The sequence below is a fragment of the Cellulophaga sp. HaHaR_3_176 genome (assembly GCF_019021925.1).
Classification (GTDB): Bacteria; Bacteroidota; Bacteroidia; order Flavobacteriales; family Flavobacteriaceae; genus Cellulophaga.
Window position 1 is genome coordinate 2,954,880 of sequence record NZ_CP058990.1, and the last position, 20,810, is coordinate 2,975,689.

16 protein-coding genes are annotated in these 20,810 nt (G+C 30.8%); 8 read left to right on the forward strand and 8 right to left on the reverse strand.

Features of this window, described 5'->3' with window-relative positions:
• Positions 1-82: 82 nt before the first annotated feature.
• Complete coding sequence (locus H0I23_RS13010) at positions 83-1,225, forward strand: sterol desaturase family protein (protein ID WP_216783728.1); 1,143 nt, start codon at positions 83-85, stop codon at positions 1,223-1,225.
• A gap of 191 nt (positions 1,226-1,416) precedes the next feature.
• Here H0I23_RS13010 and katG read toward each other — a convergent pair whose 3' ends face one another.
• The 3 genes from katG to H0I23_RS13025 form a co-directional block, all read right to left on the reverse strand.
• Positions 1,417-3,651, reverse strand: a complete 2,235-nt coding sequence (gene katG / locus H0I23_RS13015; protein WP_216783729.1) for a catalase/peroxidase HPI — start codon at positions 3,649-3,651, stop codon at positions 1,417-1,419.
• A gap of 240 nt (positions 3,652-3,891) precedes the next feature.
• Positions 3,892-5,433, reverse strand: a complete 1,542-nt coding sequence (locus H0I23_RS13020) for a glycine--tRNA ligase (RefSeq protein ID WP_216783730.1) — start codon at positions 5,431-5,433, stop codon at positions 3,892-3,894.
• Positions 5,434-5,469: 36 nt separating this feature from the next.
• Positions 5,470-6,366 carry a hypothetical protein gene (locus tag H0I23_RS13025; RefSeq protein ID WP_216783731.1) on the reverse strand — a complete coding sequence of 299 codons (897 nt, stop codon included), beginning with the start codon at positions 6,364-6,366 and terminating at the stop codon, positions 5,470-5,472.
• 47 nt (positions 6,367-6,413) lie between these two features.
• Between H0I23_RS13025 and H0I23_RS13030 the strand changes: the two genes are divergently transcribed.
• Complete coding sequence (locus H0I23_RS13030) at positions 6,414-7,121, forward strand: ComF family protein (RefSeq protein WP_216783732.1); 708 nt, start codon at positions 6,414-6,416, stop codon at positions 7,119-7,121.
• An 86-nt stretch (positions 7,122-7,207) separates the two neighbouring features.
• A complete protein-coding gene (locus H0I23_RS13035; RefSeq protein ID WP_216783733.1) occupies positions 7,208-8,824 on the forward strand; it encodes an Ig-like domain-containing protein in 1,617 nt (538 codons plus the stop codon).
• On the opposite strand, the gene H0I23_RS13040 is transcribed toward H0I23_RS13035, so the two are convergent.
• Both H0I23_RS13040 and H0I23_RS13045 read right to left on the reverse strand, forming a co-directional pair.
• Positions 8,808-9,584: a nitrilase family protein gene (locus H0I23_RS13040; RefSeq protein ID WP_216783734.1), complete on the reverse strand. Its 777-nt coding sequence runs from the start codon at positions 9,582-9,584 to the stop codon at positions 8,808-8,810. The genes H0I23_RS13035 and H0I23_RS13040 overlap by 17 nt on opposite strands.
• Positions 9,585-9,592: 8 nt before the next feature.
• On the reverse strand, positions 9,593-10,066 hold the full coding sequence (locus tag H0I23_RS13045; RefSeq protein WP_216783735.1) for an ankyrin repeat domain-containing protein: 474 nt from the start codon (positions 10,064-10,066) through the stop codon (positions 9,593-9,595).
• 351 nt (positions 10,067-10,417) lie between these two features.
• Between H0I23_RS13045 and H0I23_RS13050 the strand changes: the two genes are divergently transcribed.
• From H0I23_RS13050 to H0I23_RS13065, 4 genes are all read left to right on the forward strand, one after another.
• The gene (locus H0I23_RS13050) at positions 10,418-12,592 is read left to right on the forward strand and encodes a HAMP domain-containing sensor histidine kinase (RefSeq protein WP_216783736.1); all 2,175 of its coding nucleotides are present in this window, start codon (positions 10,418-10,420) and stop codon (positions 12,590-12,592) included.
• A 3-nt stretch (positions 12,593-12,595) separates the two neighbouring features.
• Positions 12,596-13,003, forward strand: coding sequence for a response regulator (locus tag H0I23_RS13055; protein WP_216783737.1), 408 nt, complete (start codon positions 12,596-12,598; stop codon positions 13,001-13,003).
• 97 nt (positions 13,004-13,100) lie between these two features.
• Positions 13,101-14,567 (forward strand): PAS domain-containing sensor histidine kinase, encoded by a 1,467-nt coding sequence (locus H0I23_RS13060; protein WP_216783738.1) that lies wholly within the window; start codon positions 13,101-13,103, stop codon positions 14,565-14,567.
• A 3-nt stretch (positions 14,568-14,570) separates the two neighbouring features.
• Positions 14,571-14,969 carry a response regulator gene (locus H0I23_RS13065; protein ID WP_216783739.1) on the forward strand — a complete coding sequence of 133 codons (399 nt, stop codon included), beginning with the start codon at positions 14,571-14,573 and terminating at the stop codon, positions 14,967-14,969.
• 8 nt (positions 14,970-14,977) lie between these two features.
• Here H0I23_RS13065 and H0I23_RS13070 read toward each other — a convergent pair whose 3' ends face one another.
• A complete protein-coding gene (locus tag H0I23_RS13070) occupies positions 14,978-16,351 on the reverse strand; it encodes a DUF5689 domain-containing protein (protein ID WP_254073606.1) in 1,374 nt (457 codons plus the stop codon).
• A 12-nt stretch (positions 16,352-16,363) separates the two neighbouring features.
• Positions 16,364-19,057, reverse strand: a complete 2,694-nt coding sequence (locus tag H0I23_RS13075) for a TonB-dependent receptor (protein WP_216783741.1) — start codon at positions 19,055-19,057, stop codon at positions 16,364-16,366.
• A 153-nt stretch (positions 19,058-19,210) separates the two neighbouring features.
• Between H0I23_RS13075 and H0I23_RS13080 the strand changes: the two genes are divergently transcribed.
• On the forward strand, positions 19,211-20,254 hold the full coding sequence (locus H0I23_RS13080) for an endonuclease/exonuclease/phosphatase family protein (protein ID WP_216783742.1): 1,044 nt from the start codon (positions 19,211-19,213) through the stop codon (positions 20,252-20,254).
• Between the two features lie 29 nt (positions 20,255-20,283).
• Here the strand turns inward: H0I23_RS13080 and H0I23_RS13085 are convergent, their stop codons facing one another.
• On the reverse strand, positions 20,284-20,724 hold the full coding sequence (locus H0I23_RS13085; RefSeq protein WP_216783743.1) for a hypothetical protein: 441 nt from the start codon (positions 20,722-20,724) through the stop codon (positions 20,284-20,286).
• Between the last annotated feature and the right edge of the window lie 86 nt (positions 20,725-20,810).

The following is a 20,810-nucleotide window of genomic DNA, read 5'->3' on the forward strand; positions in this document are numbered from 1 at the left end:
ACACTATACTCAATATACATTACGTTAATAATTACAACCAAACCAATGACGGAGTTAATATCCGGAGTATAAGTAATTAAAAATGAGCAACCAGAGTAAACGAATGCGAGTGGGTCAAGGGCGGATTAGTGGAGCTATATCGGTATTTCTTGGTCTCTTATCTTTAATTGGCATTTTATGCTTCAAATTTCCTGAACAATTAACAACACCTGAATTTAGAGAGGTTTACACGGCAAATATGGTCGAGAATCTTTTATTGGGCGCAATCGTTGCTACATTTTTATTTGCTCTAATTAGTGTATTACTAAATAAGACTAAAAAAAATGCTGTTATAGGAGTTATTTTAGGAGTAGCTACAATTGCCGTAGGTGGTTTTTCTGTTGAAGGTAGAGCTGTAGAAAAGGTAAATTGGAGTATTGGTCTTGACTGGCTTATTTTAGATTTGTTTATTATGGCATTATTATTTGTGCCTATAGAACTCGCTTTTCCAAAAAATAAATTGCAAACCAAGTTTCATGATGAATGGAGGACAGATCTTATCTATTTTGGAATAAGTCATTTAGCTATTCAGTTATTTGGTATTTTAACTAAAAAACCTGCTGTAGCTTTTTTTGGTTGGATGAATTTAGAACAAGTTCAAGAATGGGTATCAGGTTTGCCTTTTGTTGCTGAACTACTCATGGCTTTATTAGTTACTGATATATTTCAATATTGGGCACATCGTTTCTTCCATTCGCATCATTATTTATGGAGATTCCACTCCATACACCATTCAACAGAAAACATGGATTGGCTCGCAGGATCTCGTACTCATTTTATAGATATATTCGTTACTCGAAGTGTGTCATATATTCCACTATACGTATTAGGTTTTTCTACTTTAACATTTAACGTATATATTGTTTTTATTGCTATACATGCTGTTTTGATACATTCTAACACAAGTATTAAATTTGGTTTTTTTAAATATATTATAACAACTCCTCAGTACCACCACTGGCACCATTGTGAAGAGCCAGAGCATTATGGTAATAATTTTGCAGTCGTGTTTCCTTTTATTGATAAAATTTTTGGAACATACTACTTGCCAGGAAATGAATGGCCAAAAGGAACCGGTTTAGTTGATGCTACCTTTCCCAAAGGTTTTGCCAAACAACTTGTTTTCCCTTTCACGAAAAACCCCTTTAAAAATGATCTTTTACCCGAGGAGCGGAGCAATAGATAGTTTGATTTATTACCGCTAAACTTGCCCACTTTTATGCTATAATTAAAATAGTTGTACTAACCAGACTAAGTAAAGCAAAATCTTTACTATCTGAAATAATTTAGCTCAAAAATCTATATACTTAAAGTATATAAAAATAAAAAGGTGGTCTATAACAGACCACCTTTTTTATTATACATTATAAATTTTAATTACTTTTTTAAATCGTAACGATCTAAATTCATCACTTTAGTCCAAGCTGCAACAAAATCTTTAACAAAACGATCTTGTCCATCATTTGCTCCGTAAACCTCAGCAATAGCTCTCAATTCAGTATTAGAACCAAAAATTAAATCTGCACGAGTTCCTAAAAATTTAGATTCTCCTGTCTTACGGTTAGTACCTTCAAATACAGTATCATCTTCATCAATAGCTTTCCATGTGTATGTAAAGTCTAAAAGGTTAGAGAAGAAATCGTTTGTTAAACTACCAACTTTATCTGTAAATACACCATGTATTGATTGATTGTAATTAGTACCTAACACACGCAGACCACCGACTAAAACAGTCATTTCTGGTACTGATAATGTCAAGAGGTTAGCACGATCAATTAATAAATCTTCAGCTGCAATTTTTAAACCTGGTTTGATATAATTTCTAAACCCATCAGCTAAAGGTTTTAAGTAACTAAAGCCTTCAACATCTGTTTGTTCTTGAGTAGCATCTCCTCTACCAGCTGTAAAATCTACTTTAAAATTATAACCAGCATTTTTAAGTGCTTTTTCAACACCTACATTACCTGCTAGTACAATTAAATCTGCTATAGAAATTTCAGCTTTAAAATCAGCTTTAATACCTTCTAAAACTGTTAACACCTTATTCAATTCAGTTGGGTTGTTTACTTCCCAACTTCTTTGTGGCTCTAACCGTACGCGTGCACCATTTGCTCCACCTCTTTTATCTGACCCTCTAAAGGTTGATGCAGAAGCCCATGCTGTACTAACCATTTGTGATATCGTTAAACCTGAATCTGAAATCATCCCCTTTAGGGTAATCACATCATTTTCACTTAAAGCATATTCAACTGTAGGTATTGGATCTTGCCATAATAATTCTTCTTTAGGAACCTCAGGTCCTAAATAACGAGAGATTGGCCCTAAATCTCTATGCGTTAATTTATACCAAGCACGTGCAAAAGCATCTTCAAACGCTTTATGATCTCTATGGAAACGCTTAGAAATTTCTAAATAAGCAGGATCTTCTTTCAATGCAATATCTGCAGTCGTCATCATTAAAGCCTGCCTTCCGTTAGCATCACCTGCTTTCGGCGCCATTTTAGCGTTAGATGCCGCTGTTGGTGCCCATTGGTGTGCACCGGCCGGACTTTTAACTAACTCCCAATCGTAATTTAATAATACGTCAAAGTAATCAGCATCCCATTGTGTTGGGTTTGGCGTCCAAGCACCTTCTATACCACTAGTAATTGTATCATCTAATACACCTGTACCGAAACTATTTTTCCACCCTGTACTCATTTCTTCAATTGGAGCACCATGCGGTTCTTTACCAACATATTCATTAGGATCTGCTGCCCCATGTGCTTTACCGAAAGTATGACCTCCTGCAACAAGTGCTACAGTTTCTTCATCATTCATTGCCATTCTTCCAAAAGTCTCTCTAACATCATGTGCTGAACCTAATGGATCTGGGTTTCCGTTTGGTCCTTCTGGGTTTACATAAATCCAACCCATCATAACAGCTGCAAGAGGATCTTCTAATTTACCATCATCATAACGTGCTTCGTTTGCACCCCATTCGGTCTCACTTCCCCAATATACATCTTGTTCTGGCTCCCAAACGTCTTCACGACCACCTGCAAAACCAAACGTTGGAAAGCCCATAGACTCTAACGCACAGTTACCAGCCAGAATCATTAAATCTGCCCAAGAAATTTTGTTGCCATATTTTTGTTTAATAGGCCATAATAATAAACGTGCCTTATCTAAATTTCCGTTATCTGGCCAGCTATTAATAGGTGCAAATCTTTGATTACCTGCCCCTGCTCCACCACGACCATCACCAACTCTATAGGTTCCTGCGCTATGCCAAGCCATACGAATCATAAACCCTCCGTAATGTCCATAATCTGCAGGCCACCAATCTTGAGAATCTGTCATTAAGTCAATAACCTCTTGCTTTAATGAAGCAAAATCTAAACTATTAAAAGCTGCTGCATAATCGAAATCGTCACCCATAGGGTTAGACTTTGAAGCATTTTGACGCAAAATATTTAATTTCAATTCGTTTGGCCACCAATCTCTATTTTTAATACCACCACCAGAGGTTTGGTTATTAGTACCGCTTAAAAAAGGGCATTTTGCTGCACTTTCATTTATATCAAAATTTTTCCCGTTGGGTTGTCCACTTGAATGAGGGCTGTTTTCCATTATTATTAATTTTTATATTCTTTTATCGACCACTAAATTACCAAACTTTTTTTTATCAAAATCTTTTTTTTAATAGATAAAAACTATGCCTTATATTGATTTTTGATACTTATTGAAAATACAAAAAAAATACCAGTCATAAAACAAAAAATTATTTTTGTAGGTAATAGATTACAAAAACGAAAAAAACTCGTAATTATTATGAATCACGAGTTTTTTATTTTTTTTTGAAATAAGTTGTTACATTTTCATCAACCATTCTTTCATATCCACTTCTTTACCTATAATAGCTTTTAAATCTGCTATTGCAACTCTTTGTTGCTCCATTGTATCTCTATGTCGAATAGTTACTGTTTTATCTTCTAATGATTGATGATCTACAGTTATACAGAATGGTGTACCGTTAGCATCTTGCCTTCTATAACGCTTACCTACAGCATCTTTTTCATCATAAAAAACATTAAAATCCCATTTAAGATCTGCTACAATTTCATTAGCAAGCTCAGGCAAACCATCTTTTTTAACTAAAGGAAACACGGCTGCTTTTGTTGGTGCTAATACTGCTGGTAATTTTAAAACGGTTCTTGTTGTTCCGTTTTCTAATTCTTCATCTTGTAATGAGTTAGAAAAAACAGCTAAAAACATACGATCTAATCCTATTGAAGTTTCAACAACGCATGGCACATAACTTTCTTTTAAATCATTATCGAAATATTGAAGTTTTTTACCTGAGAATTTCTCGTGTTGTGATAAATCAAAATTTGTTCTTGAATGTATTCCTTCTAATTCTTTAAAACCAAACGGGAAATTAAATTCAATATCAGCAGCAGCATCTGCATAATGCGCTAATTTTTCGTGATCATGAAAACGGTAATTATCAGCACCCATACCTAAAGATAAATGCCACTTCATTCTATTTTCTTTCCACTTCTCGTACCAATCTTTTTGTGTGCCTGGTTGTATAAAAAATTGCATTTCCATTTGTTCAAACTCACGCTGACGGAAAATAAACTGCCTTGCGACAATCTCATTTCTAAAAGCCTTACCAACTTGAGCGATACCAAAAGGAATTTTCATTCGCCCAGTTTTCTGAACATTTAAAAAGTTTACAAAAATACCTTGAGCTGTTTCTGGACGCAAATACAAATCCATAGAACTATCTGCAGAAGCACCTATTTTTGTGCCAAACATTAAGTTGAATTGTTTTACATCTGTCCAGTTTTTAGATCCTGATATAGGACATACAATATCTAATTCATCAATTAAATTACGAACGTCTGTTAAATCTTCGTTTTCTAAAGACTGACCTAAACGTTTTAATATTGTATTTATCTTTTCTTGATAATCAACAACACGCTGATTCGTTGCTAAAAATTGTTCCTTATCAAATGAATCTCCAAAGCGTTTTGCTGCTTTCGCAACTTCCTTATTAATCTTCGTTTCTATTTTAGCCGTATAATCTTCAACTAAAACATCTGCTCGATATCTTTTTTTAGAATCTTTGTTATCTATTAATGGATCATTGAAAGCATCTACATGCCCAGAAGCTTTCCAAACTGTAGGGTGCATAAAAATAGCAGAATCAATCCCCACAATGTTGTCATTCATCTGAACCATGGCTTTCCACCAGTATTCGCGAATGTTCTTTTTTAGTTCAGCGCCATTCTGAGCATAGTCATATACAGCACTTAATCCGTCGTAAATTTCACTAGATTGAAAAACATATCCATACTCTTTAGCATGAGATATTACTTTTTTAAATTGATCTTCTTGATTTGCCATTGGGCAAAAATAGAATATTAGCCTAAATTGAAGAATTTATTTTAACTGAAATTCAGTTGAGCTAAGTAATTTTTCGTTTTCGAAAATATTAAGGGTGTAAAGTCCGTTAGGTAAAGATCCTTCAGGAACGGCAATGTATTCACAAATTTCTAATTTATTACCATCAAAAGCAAACTCAACTTTTCTACTATACGTGTTCCCGTTTACGTTTATAGTATTTGCATTGTGGCTAATAACACCTTTATTAGGGTCTAAAAATTGAAAGTATAATACTTTATCTTCCTTAGTTACCGTTAAATCTTGCTCTACCACCAAACAACCTCGTATTCTTGAAATTGTTGACGCTTTGTTTGTTTGTATCGGATTTCCACTTCTTAATCGATACCCTAAAGCTTCAGGAGTACTTAACCTCAAGTAACGCTTAATCTTTAGTTCTTCGTTTAATAATTTATTTTGTTTTCGTAAAATAGATTCTGCTTCTTCTAATGATACACTCTTGTTTTCTAAAGCATCCATTTTAGCCTTAGTATCATTATATTTTTGTGAAACTATAGAGTTGTTGTAACGTAAGGAATTATTTTTAAGCTTAAGACTATCGTGCCTTAACTCCATTAAACGGAGTTCTTTTTTATACTCTCTTAATTTAGCAATATCGAAATTAAGAGTACCAACGGAATCCAGTAATTGATTAATTTTATATTTAGAATCTTCTAATTCAATTTCATTCAATTCACTTGCAGACTCTAATCGAGTAACTTCCGCTTTCATTAAAGTAATATCCTTAACTAAAATTTCTTTCTCATCTTCTAAAAAATCAATTTGACTTTGACTTCTTGTATGACTATAGTAAAATGCAATTAAAACACCTATGATAACAGCAAATAATGCTGCTAAAAGTATTTTATAATTGAATTTAGTATCTTGAGAATTCATTTTTGGTTTAAATCGGTTAGCGTAAGCTGGTTTTAAAAATTTTACTTATGTTTAATAGGGTTTCAAAGATACTAAATGATATTAACAGAATCCTAGTACCTAAGGGGTGTTTTGGTTGTAATGCACAATTGAGCATGGGTGAACGGCAATTATGTACACTTTGTCGTAATCAACTTCCACTCACCGAGTACACTTATAACGTAAAAAACCCATTTGATAGTATTTTCTTTGGTCGTGTTTTAATAAAAAAAGCTAATTCTTTCCTTTTCTTCTCTAAAAATGGAATAGTTAAAAACTTAATACACAACTTAAAATACAAAAATCAAGAACAAATTGGTGTTTTTTTAGGTGATTGGTGTGGCCAAATTATAAAAGAGAACAACGAATTAGAAAATATAGACTTTGTTTTTCCTGTTCCCTTACATAAAAAGAAACAAAAAAAGAGAGGCTACAATCAAGTATCTCTTTTTGCGGATAGAATTGCCTACCATATAAACTCTAAATATATAGAAGATGTTTTAATAAAAAATAAAAACACAAAAACACAAACTAAAAAAGATCGGTATTTTAGATGGAAGAGCAATCAAAATTTATATTCATTAAACTCTAACTATATCCTTAAAAACAAAAATGTTCTTTTGGTTGATGATGTGGTAACTACTGGTGCAACTTTAGAGGCTTGTGCTAAAGCATTAGAAAACATAGAGGGTGTTTCTATTTATATTCTCACAATGGCCATTGTACCTAAAGCTTAACACTTTGTTGAGTTTTTGCTTTGTTTTACTACTTTATCTTTATTAAATATGTTGTTTCTTTGTTATTTATTTTTTCAAGTAAAATTATGGCCAGAAAAATATTAGCTTTTTTATTTTTGTTTTTAGCTACGTTTTCATTTTATCAATGTGCTAAAAAAGGTACACCATCTGGTGGAATTAAAGATATTATTCCTCCTAAGTTAGAATATGCTGAGCCCGCTAATATGACAGTGAATTTTAAATCTGATAAAATTCGATTGTATTTTGATGAATATATAAAACTTAATGATGTTCAAGATCAGTTAATTATTTCCCCTCCTTTAAAAAACAAACCTATTATCAAGCCTGCTGGCTCTGCTAGTAAATTTATAGAGATACAATTAAAAGATACCTTAAAAGAAAATACGACTTATACTATAAACTTTGGGCAGAGTATTGTTGATAATAATGAAGGTAACCCAAACAGTTTTTTAACCTATACTTTTTCTACAGGAAGTTATATTGATTCGTTATCATTTAAAGGAGTTGTTGAAGATGCTTTTAAAAAAAAGGCAGAAACTTTTATTAGTGTTATGCTTTACGAAATAGATAGCGCTTATACAGACTCTACAGTTTATAAAAAACCACCCAATTACATTACAAATACATTAGACAGTACTGTGATTTTCGAGTTGAAAAATTTAAAAAAAGGAAAATACGCTTTGTTCGGTCTTAAAGACGATGCAAAAAATTACACGTATGATCAAAAAGTAGATAAAATTGCTTTTTTAAATGATACCATAATACTACCTACCGAAGATATTTTTTTACTTACCTTATTTAAAGAGCAACCTGATTATACTATTTCTGTACCTAAATACGAAGCAAAAAATAAAATTGTTTTTGGTTACCAGGGTAACTATAAAGATATTGAAATAGAAACGCTGAGTATTTTACCTGATACAGTTAAAACTAAAATTACAAAAGAGAGAGATAAAGATTCTTTAAATTATTGGTTTACACCTTTTGAAGTCGATTCTCTCATCTTTAAAATTAAAAATGAAAAACTGAAAGCAATAGATACTTTTATTGTTAAAAAAAGAAAAGTAGATATTGATTCGTTAGTTTTAAAGCCAACCAAATCTGGTAGCATAGGTTTTGAAGATCGTTTTTCAATTAATGTAAACACTCCAATTATTAAGATTGACACTAGTAAAATAGAATTAATGAATAACGATTCTATTCCTGTAAAATTCTTGGCATCATTAGATACTATTGATAATAGTATTCATGTAGATTTTGAAAAAGAACCTAAAGAAAGTTATAACTTAAGAATACTACCCGATTTATTAGAGGATTTTTTCGGGAATACAAATGATACTTTAGTTTTTAAACTATCAACAAAGAGCTATGCTGACTTCGGGAATTTAGAGTTAGAACTAAGTGGAGAAATTGAATACCCTGCCATAGTTCAGCTTACTGATGAAAAAGGAACAGAAATAAAAAGAGAAGTATACGCAACAGCACCAAACCCAATTTATTTTAACAATATAAACCCTGGTAAATACTCTATAAGGGTAATTTTTGACACTAATAAAAATGGGAAATGGGATACTGGAAACTACCTACAAAGAATACAACCTGAACGTGTAAGCCACTCTCCTAAAGTTATTGAAATGCGTGCTAATTGGGAAGAGAAATACAATTTTATTCTATCAGAGTAAAATTATCTTTATCTGCTAAAAATTTTAGTTTACCTCTAATTAAGTCAATATGATCTTTTTGTAAAGTGGTATAAATAACTTCATTTTTATCAGAAAAAGAAAGAGTTCCTCCTAAACCATCGTAAACAGCAGAATGGCCTGAGTATTTTAAACCAGTATCATCTGTACCAACTCTATTAACACCTACACAATAGGTCATGTTTTCTATGGCTCTTGCTTTTAAAAGAGTATCCCAAGCTTTTACTCTTACTTCTGGCCAGTTTGCTACATATAATAAAATGTCATAATCTTCTACATTTCTAGCCCAAATAGGAAAACGCAAATCATAACAAATAAGAGGACAGATTTTAAAACCTTTAAAATCTATAATTAATTTTTCACTTCCTTTTTTATATATTTTATCTTCTCCTGCTAAAGTAAAAGTATGTCGCTTGTCATAAGTATCAATTTTTCCGTTTGGTTGAACAAATAATAAACGATTGTAATAAGAATCATTTTCAAAAAAAGCTACACTACCTGTAATTGCTAGTTGTTTTTCGCTAGCAATTTTAAGCATCCAGTCTATTGTTTTCTGTCCTTCATTCTTATCTAAAACACTAGGCTTCATTGTAAAACCAGTTGTAAACATTTCTGGAAGTATAACCAGGTCTACCTGAGAAGGCATTTCATTAATTTTGGCTTCAATTAAATTCCTGTTCTTATTTGGATTCTCCCAAATAAGCTCTGTTTGAACTAATGCAATTTCTAATTTTTTAGCCATATTAAGTTTTATTTCAACAAATCGATAATTAAAGGGTTTCCTTGCATTTTAGCATGGTCTAATGCCGATTTACCTCTAGCATCTTTTATGCTTGCATCTGCACCACATTCTACTAATAGTTTTACAATTTCATCTTTACCAAAAGTAGCAGCGTATATTAATGATGTTGCTCCCATACCATTTTGGTTATCCACATTTGCACCTTTATCAATTAACAAGGCAGCCAAATTAGTAAATCCTTTAAAACAAACTCCCATCAAAGCAGTATTTCCTGATGAATCTTTTGCATCTATATTAAAACTAAATTCTAAAAATAGTTTAACAATCTCTTCTTGCTGATAATATGTAGCCAATATTAAAGGTGTTGATCCTCTAGCATCTTTTGTTTTTAACAACTCTGGCATTTCATTTAATAAACTTGAAACCTCTGACAAATTACCTTGTCTTATTTGCTCATAAAATACTTCTTTTTTATCCTCCATATATTAAGATATTACAGTTATACCAATTTTATAATTTACTCTATAAACCATAAAAACTATTATTTATAAACACATAAATTAGCTACACAAATTTAACAAAGAAAAAGACAGTGTTATAAACAAACCATATTATAAACAGATCAAACAATAAGTTTTAACTATAATCCTTCTTTTTAAACGGCTAATTTGCATGAAAATTAGTTATAAAAACACACGCTTTTCCTTTTTTAAATAAAACTGAAGTTAATTTTCTTCTTTTTCTGTATATTTACTTTTAAGTGAATAAGTAAATTCTTACTTATTTTTAAAAGCTTTAGCACAATTCTATAATTTAGATGACCCCAAAAAAATATGATTCAAGAATTTCCAATTGCTACAGCAATTATAGATTTAAATCTAAAAATTAAACATTATTCAAAAATATGGTTAAAAGAATTTCCTACAAATAACTCAACAGAAAATTCTGATGTTTATTTTAATGACATACCAACTATACCTGAAAAAGTAAGGTCAAGTGTAAAAAGTATTTTATCTGAAAATAGTGTTTTTAAAAAAACATTAGAAACAAAAGATGAAAATAGTATCTGGTTTGAGTGGAAATTAAATGGCATTAAAGACAAAAATAACAAAATAACTGAGGTTATAATTGTTGCCGAAAATATTACAAAAAGCAAGAAAAAAGAAGAGTTATTATTAAAAGTAGAAAGCGTATCTAACATTGGTGCTTGGGAGGTTGACATATTAACAAATAATATATTTTGGACTGACACTACAAAAAAAATTCACGAAGTACCTTTATCATATACGCCTACTTTAGAAGGAGGTATAAATTTTTATAAAGAAGGCGAAAACAGAACTAAAATAACAAATATTGTTACTGAAGCCATGAGTAACGGAACCCCTTGGGATGAAGAGTTACAAATAACAACATCGACTGGTAAAGACCTTTGGGTTAGAGCTAAAGGTGAAGCTGAATTAATTGATAATAAATGTGTTAGGATTTTTGGGACATTTCAGGATATTGATAATAAAAAAAAAGAACAAATAAAATTCAAAGAGATTTCTGACAGGCTAGCAATTGCTACTAGCTCATCAAAAATTGGTATTTGGGAATATGACTTGTTTAATGAAAAACTTATTTGGGATGATAGTATGTTTGAAATTTACGATGTAAAAAAAGGTTCGATAAAAGATATTAATGATTATTGGATAAAAAGTTTACATCCTGATGATAAAGAAAGGTACCTAAGAGAAAGAAGGTCAGCCACAACTAACTCAAAAGGTTTTGATTCTGAATTTAGAATTTTATGGCCAAATGGCGAAGTCCGGTATATAAAAACCAATTTCACCCTTCAAAAAGATAAAAAAGGGAACCCTAATAGATTAATTGGCACCAATTGGGATATTACAGAGCTGAAAAAAACACAACTTAAACTTACAAAAAACGAAGAATCGTTTAAAGGCGTTTTTGAAAACTCGGCTATTGGTATGGCTTTAGTAGGTTTAGATGGTAGTTGGTTAGATGTTAATGATAGTATTTGCAACAGTTTAGGGTATACAAAAGAAGAATTGCTACAGTCTAACTTTCAAGAAATAACACATAAAGATGATTTGAAAAGTAATTTGAATCACCTTTCTAAAATTTTAAAAGGAACAACTAAAGATTATCAGGTTGAGAAAAAATATATACATAAAAATGGATCAATTGTTAATGCTATAGTTACAATAACACCAATCAAAGATTATCAAGAAAAAACAACACATATTCTAGCCCAAATTATTGACATAACCTCTAGAATAACAGCAGAAAATGAAACTAAAAATTTAATCTCAATTACTAAAACCCAAAATAGAAGTCTATTAAACTTTGCTCATATCGTTTCTCATAACTTAAGATCTCATTCTACAAATTTATCAATGCTAACCACTTTTTTAAATGAAGAAGAAGACAAAACTGAGAAAAAAGAAATTGAAAATATGCTTATTGATGCTTCTGAAAGTTTAAATGAAAGTGTGCACCACCTTAATGATGTTGTACAGATAACAACAACTATTAAAGAAAAAATTAAAGAAGTAAATATTTTTAACTCTATTAAAAGGGTTAGAAAAAATATAAGTGTACTGTTAAAAGAAAAAGGGACCATTTGCAACATTGATATGCCTATAGATTTAATTATAGTTGCCGTTCCTGCTTATTTAGATAGCATATTGCTTAATTTATTTACCAATGCTGTAAAATATAGTGCTAATGATAAAACTTTAGAAATAAATATAAAACACAAGATTAAAGACAACAAAACTGTCATTTATTTTTCTGATAATGGTTTAGGAATAGATTTAAAACGCCATGGCAAAAAACTTTTTGGCATGTATAAAACTTTTCATAAACATGAAGACTCTAAAGGTATTGGCCTTTTTATAACTAAAAACCAAATTGAGGCAATGAATGGCGAAATTAAAGTAAAAAGCGAAGTAGGTGTCGGAACCACTTTCATTTTAACTTTTATGAACCAAAAAACAATTTAAATTATGACTGAAATAATAGACACTTGCGTAATTGATGATGATCCGATATGCGTATTCGGAATGAAAAGAGCTATGAAAGGATTAAATTTCAGTAAAAACATCTCTGTTTATACAAATGGTTTAGATGCAATTAACGGCTTTAAAAAAATATTAACTGAAGGAAAAAAACTACCATCAGTTGTTTTTTTAGATTTAAACATGCCTATAATGGATGGGTGGGAGTTTTTAGAAGATTTTGTAAAAATACCAAACCACAACAGAGAAGGTGTTAATATTTATATTATAAGCTCATCTGTAGACCCAGCAGACATTTTAAGAGCAAAAGAGATTAGTGCGGTTACCAATTATTATATAAAACCTATTACTTCAAAAGGGTTAAACGAAATTTTAGAAGAACTGATTGACTCATAATTCATTTATACAAAAAATAACTAAAAACTCTTATATAAAAAAAACTTAAAGTATTAACCTAAAATGTACTGCATTGGATTTTTCTAGAAAAATTAAAATGAATCTTCTAATGGAAGATGCTCATGAAGTTGCCAGAACGGGTGGCTGGGAAGCCGATTTAATTACCAATGAAATCCTTTGGACAAAAATGGTTAATATTATTCATGAAGTTCCTTTAGATTATATTCCAAAAACGTTTGAAGAGTGTTTTGAACATTTTAAGGAAGGAGAACACCGTGACAAAATATATGCGCTTGCAAATAAAACGATTTCTGATGGCACCCCTTGGGATGAAGAAGCTATAATGATAACAGGCAAAGGCAAGGAAATCTGGATACGTACAAAGGGTGAAGCTGAGTTTAAAAACGGTGTTTGCACACGTCTTTTTGGAATTTGCCAAGATATAAACGATTTTAAATTAGCCCAATTATCCTATAGAGAATCTGCCACTCAACTTAAAAGAGCTGTTACGGCATCGAAAGTTGGGTCTTGGGAGTATAATTTAAATAACGGAGAAACTGTTTGGGATGAAATGTGCTACGAATTACACGGTTTAGACAAAAAAACGGCAATAGAAAACCCGTATAGAATATGGAAAAAGGCAATACACCCTGACGATTTTGAGGCTGTAAAAAACGAACTTTTGCTTTATTATAAAGGAATTGGGTTAGGCACAATTGAATATAGAGTCATTTTACCTAACAAAACTATCAGATACATAAAGGCAACGGTTACGTTTTTAAACGAGTCAAATAATAAATACTATAAAGCAATAGGTATTGCTCAAGATGTAACCAAAGAAAAAACATCGGAGAAGCAACTGAAAGAATTTGCAAATTTAACTGGAGAACAAAATAATAGCCTGACTAATTTTGCTCATATGGTTTCTCATGATTTACGTTCACATTCTACAAATTTATCGGTATTAACATCATTATTAATAGATAAAAAATATTCTGAAAGTGAAAAAAGCGAGATACTAGAAATGCTTAAAAAAGCTACAGAAAGCCTAAATAGCACTGTTTGTAATTTAAATGAAGTTGTACAATCTAATAGTCAAGAAATTAAAGGAAAATTAGTTTCTGTAAATCTGTTACAAGCTATTACTACTGTACAAAATAACATAGGAGTTATATTTAAAGAAAAAAAGGCTATTTGTGTTTTAGATATATCATCAGACCACAAGGTAACTGTTGTACCAGCCTATCTTGATAGTATATTACTCAACTTATTTACAAATAGTTTAAAATACTGCTCTCTTATCAAATCCCCTATTATTCAAATTACTACCGTTAAAGAAAAAGATACTTTAGTGATGACATTTGCTGATAATGGAAAAGGGATAGATATTATTAAACACGGTAAAACAATTTTTGGAATGAATAAAACTTTCCATAGAAATAAAGATGCCCGTGGTGTTGGGTTGTATATTACTAAAAATCAAATTGAAGCAATGGGCGGCTTTATATCAGTAGAGAGCGAAGTGAATATCGGAACTACTTTTACAATAACTTTTAAAATTTAAATCATGTCAGAAAAAAATAAGAAAGTCTTTTTTATAGATGATGATTCTATATTTATTTTCGTTTCAACAAAACTTATTGAAGAAGAGGATTTTTGCGAAAATCTTGAAGTTTTTGAACATGGAAAAAATGCAATAGAAGCTCTTGTAGACACAAGTAATTCAAATCAGAGTCTACCTGAAATTATTTTTTTAGATTTAAGCATGCCTGTCATGAGCGGCTGGGAATTTTTAGATAGTTTTCAGGCTGCTCCAATTTTGAACAAAGAGTCTATAAAGATTATTGTTATGAGTTCATCCATTAACCCATCAGAAATAGACATGATAAAATCATACCCTATTGTTCATGATTATATCGTTAAACCATTAACTCCGGCTGATTTAAACAAAATTAAAAATTCTTAATTAGCTTCTTAATTTTGCCCTGGATTAAAATCTTGTGGAGCATTTTGGGGCTGGTTTATAGTTCCTGAATCACCTGTATCATTATAAATAATCCATTCATTAAAATTGAAAACAGGGTTAGCTTGCACTATATTAAATTTACGAACAGCCTTACCATCTTCAAACTCATGGTTTGTACTTGATCCATCTTCACCAACTACGCCAAAAATATCTATAATTTCACCAAAAGGGTCTATTAATACAATTGTATCATCTCCATTAGAATCTGCAGCACTACCAGTACCCCCAATTATATCTGCTGAAAATCCATACGTATTTTCAAATTCACCACCATTTGATGCAATAACAAGTGTAGCACCTGGTTCTAAGTCATTTTCTGATAAATTTATACTAGAACTAGTTTCTGTATTTGCATTTGTATACCTACTTAAATTCCAATTTTTTAAACTTATGGTATTTGCTCCACTATTAAATAGTTCGACAAAACGAGCTTTAGAGTTATTATCAGGATCAGCAATCTCTGATATAAAAACTTCTCTAGATGTAAATTCATCAACTAAATCTTCACAACGGTCTTCTATAAAATATATATCGTTTAAACTTCGTATTCTTAAAAAAAAGTCATCATTTTCTTTTGTCAAAACAGCAGTAACACTTCCTTTTTTAAAAGGTAAAATAGAATTTTGAAAGTCTGAAAAACCACTATTCAATAAACCTATTTTTTGATCATCGCAATTCGTTAATGTTCTTAAAGTTTCCTCTCTTGTTATCGCAAAAGACAGGCCTAAATCATCACCAATAAATTCTATCTTATTTATAGATACTAAAGTGTTTATGTAATTATTTAAAGAATCATTTAGTGTTATAACTTTAGGGATAACATTAACAACTTCACCACATGATATAGAGATGTGTTGCTCTAATACTGAAGCTGGTAATCTGCCGACAGACTGATTACCGAAAGAAGCAAAAACACCACCAACTTTATAAACACCTTTACTTTTACCCAAATAGAGCCCCTTTAGGTTTAAAATAATCTTTCTTCCTATCGGATAAATTAAATGTGTTTCACGAGCATCAACTTCTATTTGAAACCCTTCGGTTGGGTTATTTGATTTATCTTGAAAATATAACTCACTAAAAAAATTACCAGCTTCATCAGAAGAAATTACATACCCTTCAATAATTAAATCTTCCTGAATTTGAATTGTTTTATCAACATACAAATCTTTTACATCGGCATAAGAAGCATTCGCTTTTAATGTATTTGAACAGTTTGTTTCTTGGCTTTTAAAATCTCTGTTTTTAACACAAGAGTATAATGTTGAAATTAACAAGAATATCCCAGAATAAAATCTAACAATTTTACTATTTAGCTTCATAACATTATACATTTAAAAGCTTATAGCCAAGTTCAAAAAATAAGTTCGTCCGTACCCGTACCAATATTTGGTACCGAATGAAGGCGTACCACTTAAATTATCTTGTTTCAATTGCCCATAATTTCCGTTTCTACTCTGTTCGTATCCACCTGATCTATATTTTACATCAAACACATTATTAATACTTACAAAAGCACTTACATATTTGCCTTTTTTTAGCCATGATTTACCTCCTATTAAATTCAATAAATAAAAATTATCTAAAGGTTTTTGCTGTAATAACTTTAAAACATTTTCTTTTGTAGCATCAGGGAATTTATCACCTGTTTCTGGATCAAAGTAAAAACTTTCTGTTCTTGTTATTGTCGATATATTCGCATAATTATTAGCTAAATAATTTGCCGTTAAACCTGCCCACCAATATTTTGGATCTCTATAATTTATACCAATAGCAAATGCCTGTTGAGGCCCTTGTGCTAATTTGTAATCTTTAATTTTTGCTTGCCCTAAATTTAAATTACCTTCTAAATTTATCAAATCTTCCTCTGCTCCTGCTGTATCAAAATTAATTGAGACATTAGGGTTGTTTGCATATACATATTTACCTACACCAGCTGCTGCTGTTAATTTTACTGATGATGAAAGTTCGTATTCCAAACCCAACTCAATACCCAAATGCCTTTTATCTAAACTTGTTAGAACTTCTTGCACAAAATCAGAACCTACACCCGTATCCACAAAAAAGAAATTTACATCAGTAGTATTTTTAAACAGTGTATGAAAACCTGTCAACCTACCTACTAATTTTGGTAATCTAACAATATAAGATGTATCAAAAGTCTGAATGTTTTCTAACTTCAAATCTGATACAATTTTGTTGTTTTCTCTTGGGTTTATAAAAACATTCTGTAAAATTGGTGCTTTATTAATATGTGCAATATTGATTGATAGCCAATTTCTTCCATCAACTTTATATAACACCCCACCTTTTACACCTATTCCTAAAAAACTTAACTTTTCACTTTCCCCTTTTGAGTTGTCTAAGAATCTTTCATTTGTAAACACGCCTTCCCTTTGGTAATTAATTGCAGACTGATTCACTGCTAAAAAAGCATTCCAGTTTTTTTTATGCATCTGTAATTGCACAAAAGCATCAAATTCAGAAGCTCTGAAAATGTAATTATAATTAAAAATTTCATTCTCTCGCTTCTCTAAATCACCATCTACATTATTTAATGTATTCGAAAAAACATCTATATCTTCATGAATATTAGCTCCAAACAAATCATTAATTAAAGCATAGTTTTTTGAGGTTAAATTTTTATAAGAAAAACCAAGGTTTAAATTCAAAATGGGGTTAATGTTTAAACTGGCATTTGTATTAAATAAAAACTGTTGGTCTTTATTAACATCATCATACAATACATAAGCGGCTTTATCTTTATTATTTGCGGTATAAATAGTATTCCAGTTTAATTGTGGGTTTTCTAAAAATCCATCTTTTGCTTGATTAGCACTTAAAAAATTTGCTCCTATCGGGCTGTTTATATAAAAACTAGGTAAATATCTATAATAAGTAGGGTCAGGGTTTGGGGCGTTATAATACCCCAATCTACTTTTTGAATTTATTCCTGTTTGATATGCTAACCCTGTGTGAATTTTTATTTTTTCTGTTTCATGATAATAATTAAGCATTAGTATTGGTTCAGCAATTTTTCGTTCTCTAGAGTTTCTAATTTCACCATCTTGCTCTCCCCAATATGGATTATACCTGTTACCTAAAAGCTCAAACACCTCTTCAGTAACTGCTGAAGATCGACCTCTTCTATTAGATGCCATAATGCCTGTTAACATAATAGTGTTTTTTGTATTTATTTTATATTCAATTACCCCAAAAAGAGAATATGCATCATATAAAGTTCCATCTACATACCCTTGTTTAGACCATCTTCTAGAACCTGAAAAACTATATGTAAATTCACTATTTTGTATTGAAGAAGTATACGTTGCCATTAATCTGCCACCGTAAGTACGGTTTGAAGCTGAAGTAGAAACCCGAAAGCCAGGTCGCATTTTAGAGGGTCGTGTATCTATATTTGTTACTCCTAAAACACCTCCAAAAGTGTATGATGAAGCCTCTAGGCCGTTTGAAAATTGTTGATTTCTTGTAACATCATTCAATCCTCCAAAATTATTCCATTGCGGACGACCGCCATAAAACTTATTCATTGAAAGTCCATTAACTAGAACTTTTCCATTTTGAGAATCGTAACCACGTACTTTAAAAAATGCTTGACCAAAATCGAATGCAGCTTTAGTTAAATAAATATCTTTTGTAGCTTGCAATAAACCTGACGAACTTGAACTTATTTCATCATCAAACAACTCAGAATCAGTCAAAGAAATTAAATTATCAGTTTGTTCTATTTCTATATCTAATTCTAGATAAATAAGCCCTAAATCAACATCAACACCATCTAAAGACAATGGTATTCTTTTTATGCGATAATTAGGCGCTTGAATAAAAAGTATATTATCAATTAAATTTTCATTTTTAAGACTGAAGTTACCAAACTCATCTGTATCAGCCGTTATTAACCCTCCTTCAAACTTAACGGAAACACCTGTTAATATTTTTTTTGATTCACGACTTACAATCTTTCCTTTAACAAAAAGAGTACTTTGAGAAAACATGTTATTTGGCATAAATACCAAAAATAACAGACAAATTAAAACATAAATTTTTAAATTCTTAATAACACATAGAGTTAATATTCTTCATAATATTAACTATTTAACGATTATAATCCTAAAAAATACGTATATTTAATATTGATTATGTAATTTAAAGAACTGTAAATGAGAATAAGCATCCTTTTAATAATGATTTTATTCTATAATTACAGTGTGTCACAAAAGAAAACATATCAAGTTAAAACAATTGCTTTTTATAATGTTGAAAATTTATTTGACATCACAAATGATTCTCTGACTTTTGATGACGACCGAACACCTGACGGGAAAGATAATTGGACAAAAAAACGATATGATAAAAAAATAGAAACCATATCTAAAGTATTATCTGAAATAGGTTTTGAAACATCTAATTCATCTGCTGATATCATAGGTTTATGCGAAGTTGAAAATAAACAAGTTGTTGAAGATTTGATACATCACCCCAACCTACGCCAAAAAAATTACGGTATAGTTCATTTTGACTCTCCAGATGAGCGAGGTATAGATGTTGCCTTACTTTATAAAAAATCGGCATTCATTCCTAGTTCTTTTAATAGTCATAGATTATTACTTTTTAAAGATGACGGTTTCAGAGATTACTCTAGAGATCAATTGGTTGTTGGCGGGTATTTAGGTGATGAATATTTCAATTTTATCGTTAATCATTGGCCTTCAAGAAGTGGAGGTGAAGCCAGAAGTAAACCAAACAGAATTGCCGCAGCAAAACTAAATAAGAGAATTATCGATTCTATTTTAAGAACGGATATAAATGCCAAAATAATTAGTATGGGAGATTTAAATGATGACCCAACTAGTGATAGTTTAAAAAAGATTTTACGAACAGAAGGTAAAATAAAAAACATCGAAGAAAATACACTTTTTAACCCTATGGAAAGGCTACATAAAAAAGGTGTTGGATCATTAGCGTATAGAGATAAATGGAATTTATTTGATCAGATTTTTTTTACTAGTAACTTAGTTAATACAAACAGAGAAAATTATACATTTTGGAAAGTTGGAATCTACAACCCAACCTATCTTATTGATCAAAAAGGTCGTTATAAAGGTTATCCATTAAGAACTTATGCAGGCGGTAGCTATGTAGGTGGCTACAGCGACCATTTTCCTGTATACATGCATTTATTAAAAGAAAAAAGAGCCGAATAGGCTCTTTTAATATTTTGTAAAATTATGTTTTATGCAAACCACTGACTCCATGGTAAACGACTTAAAATAAGCAGAAGTCCTATTCCATAAAAAATTGCAATACTTTTAAACTTTTTGTTTCCTTCCATAAACTTCTTATGTCTAGACCAACCAATTGTAATAAACACTAACGCTATTATATTTATAAAAGGATGCTCTACAGCTAATAATCGTGATGCAGAAGTTAAGCCTCCCATACCAAGCTGTTGAATAGCGTTAAAACCTTTTGGAGATACAAAATATAATATTAAACCTACAAGCAATTGCAAATGAGATAATATCATTGCAAAAAGACTGATTCTGAAGTCTTTTTCTAAATTGAATATTCTTTTACTCATTAAACCAGAAACAGCGTTAAACACTGCTAAAATAAGCATAGCGAGTACAGCATATGCAAAAAAGGAATGTAGGTTATAGATAATTTCGTACATGTTATTTGTTTTAGTTTGAAAGCCAAAAATACTAAATTTTAAGCATAAAAAACCCTGCTAAAAAGCAGGGTTTTAAAAATTATAAA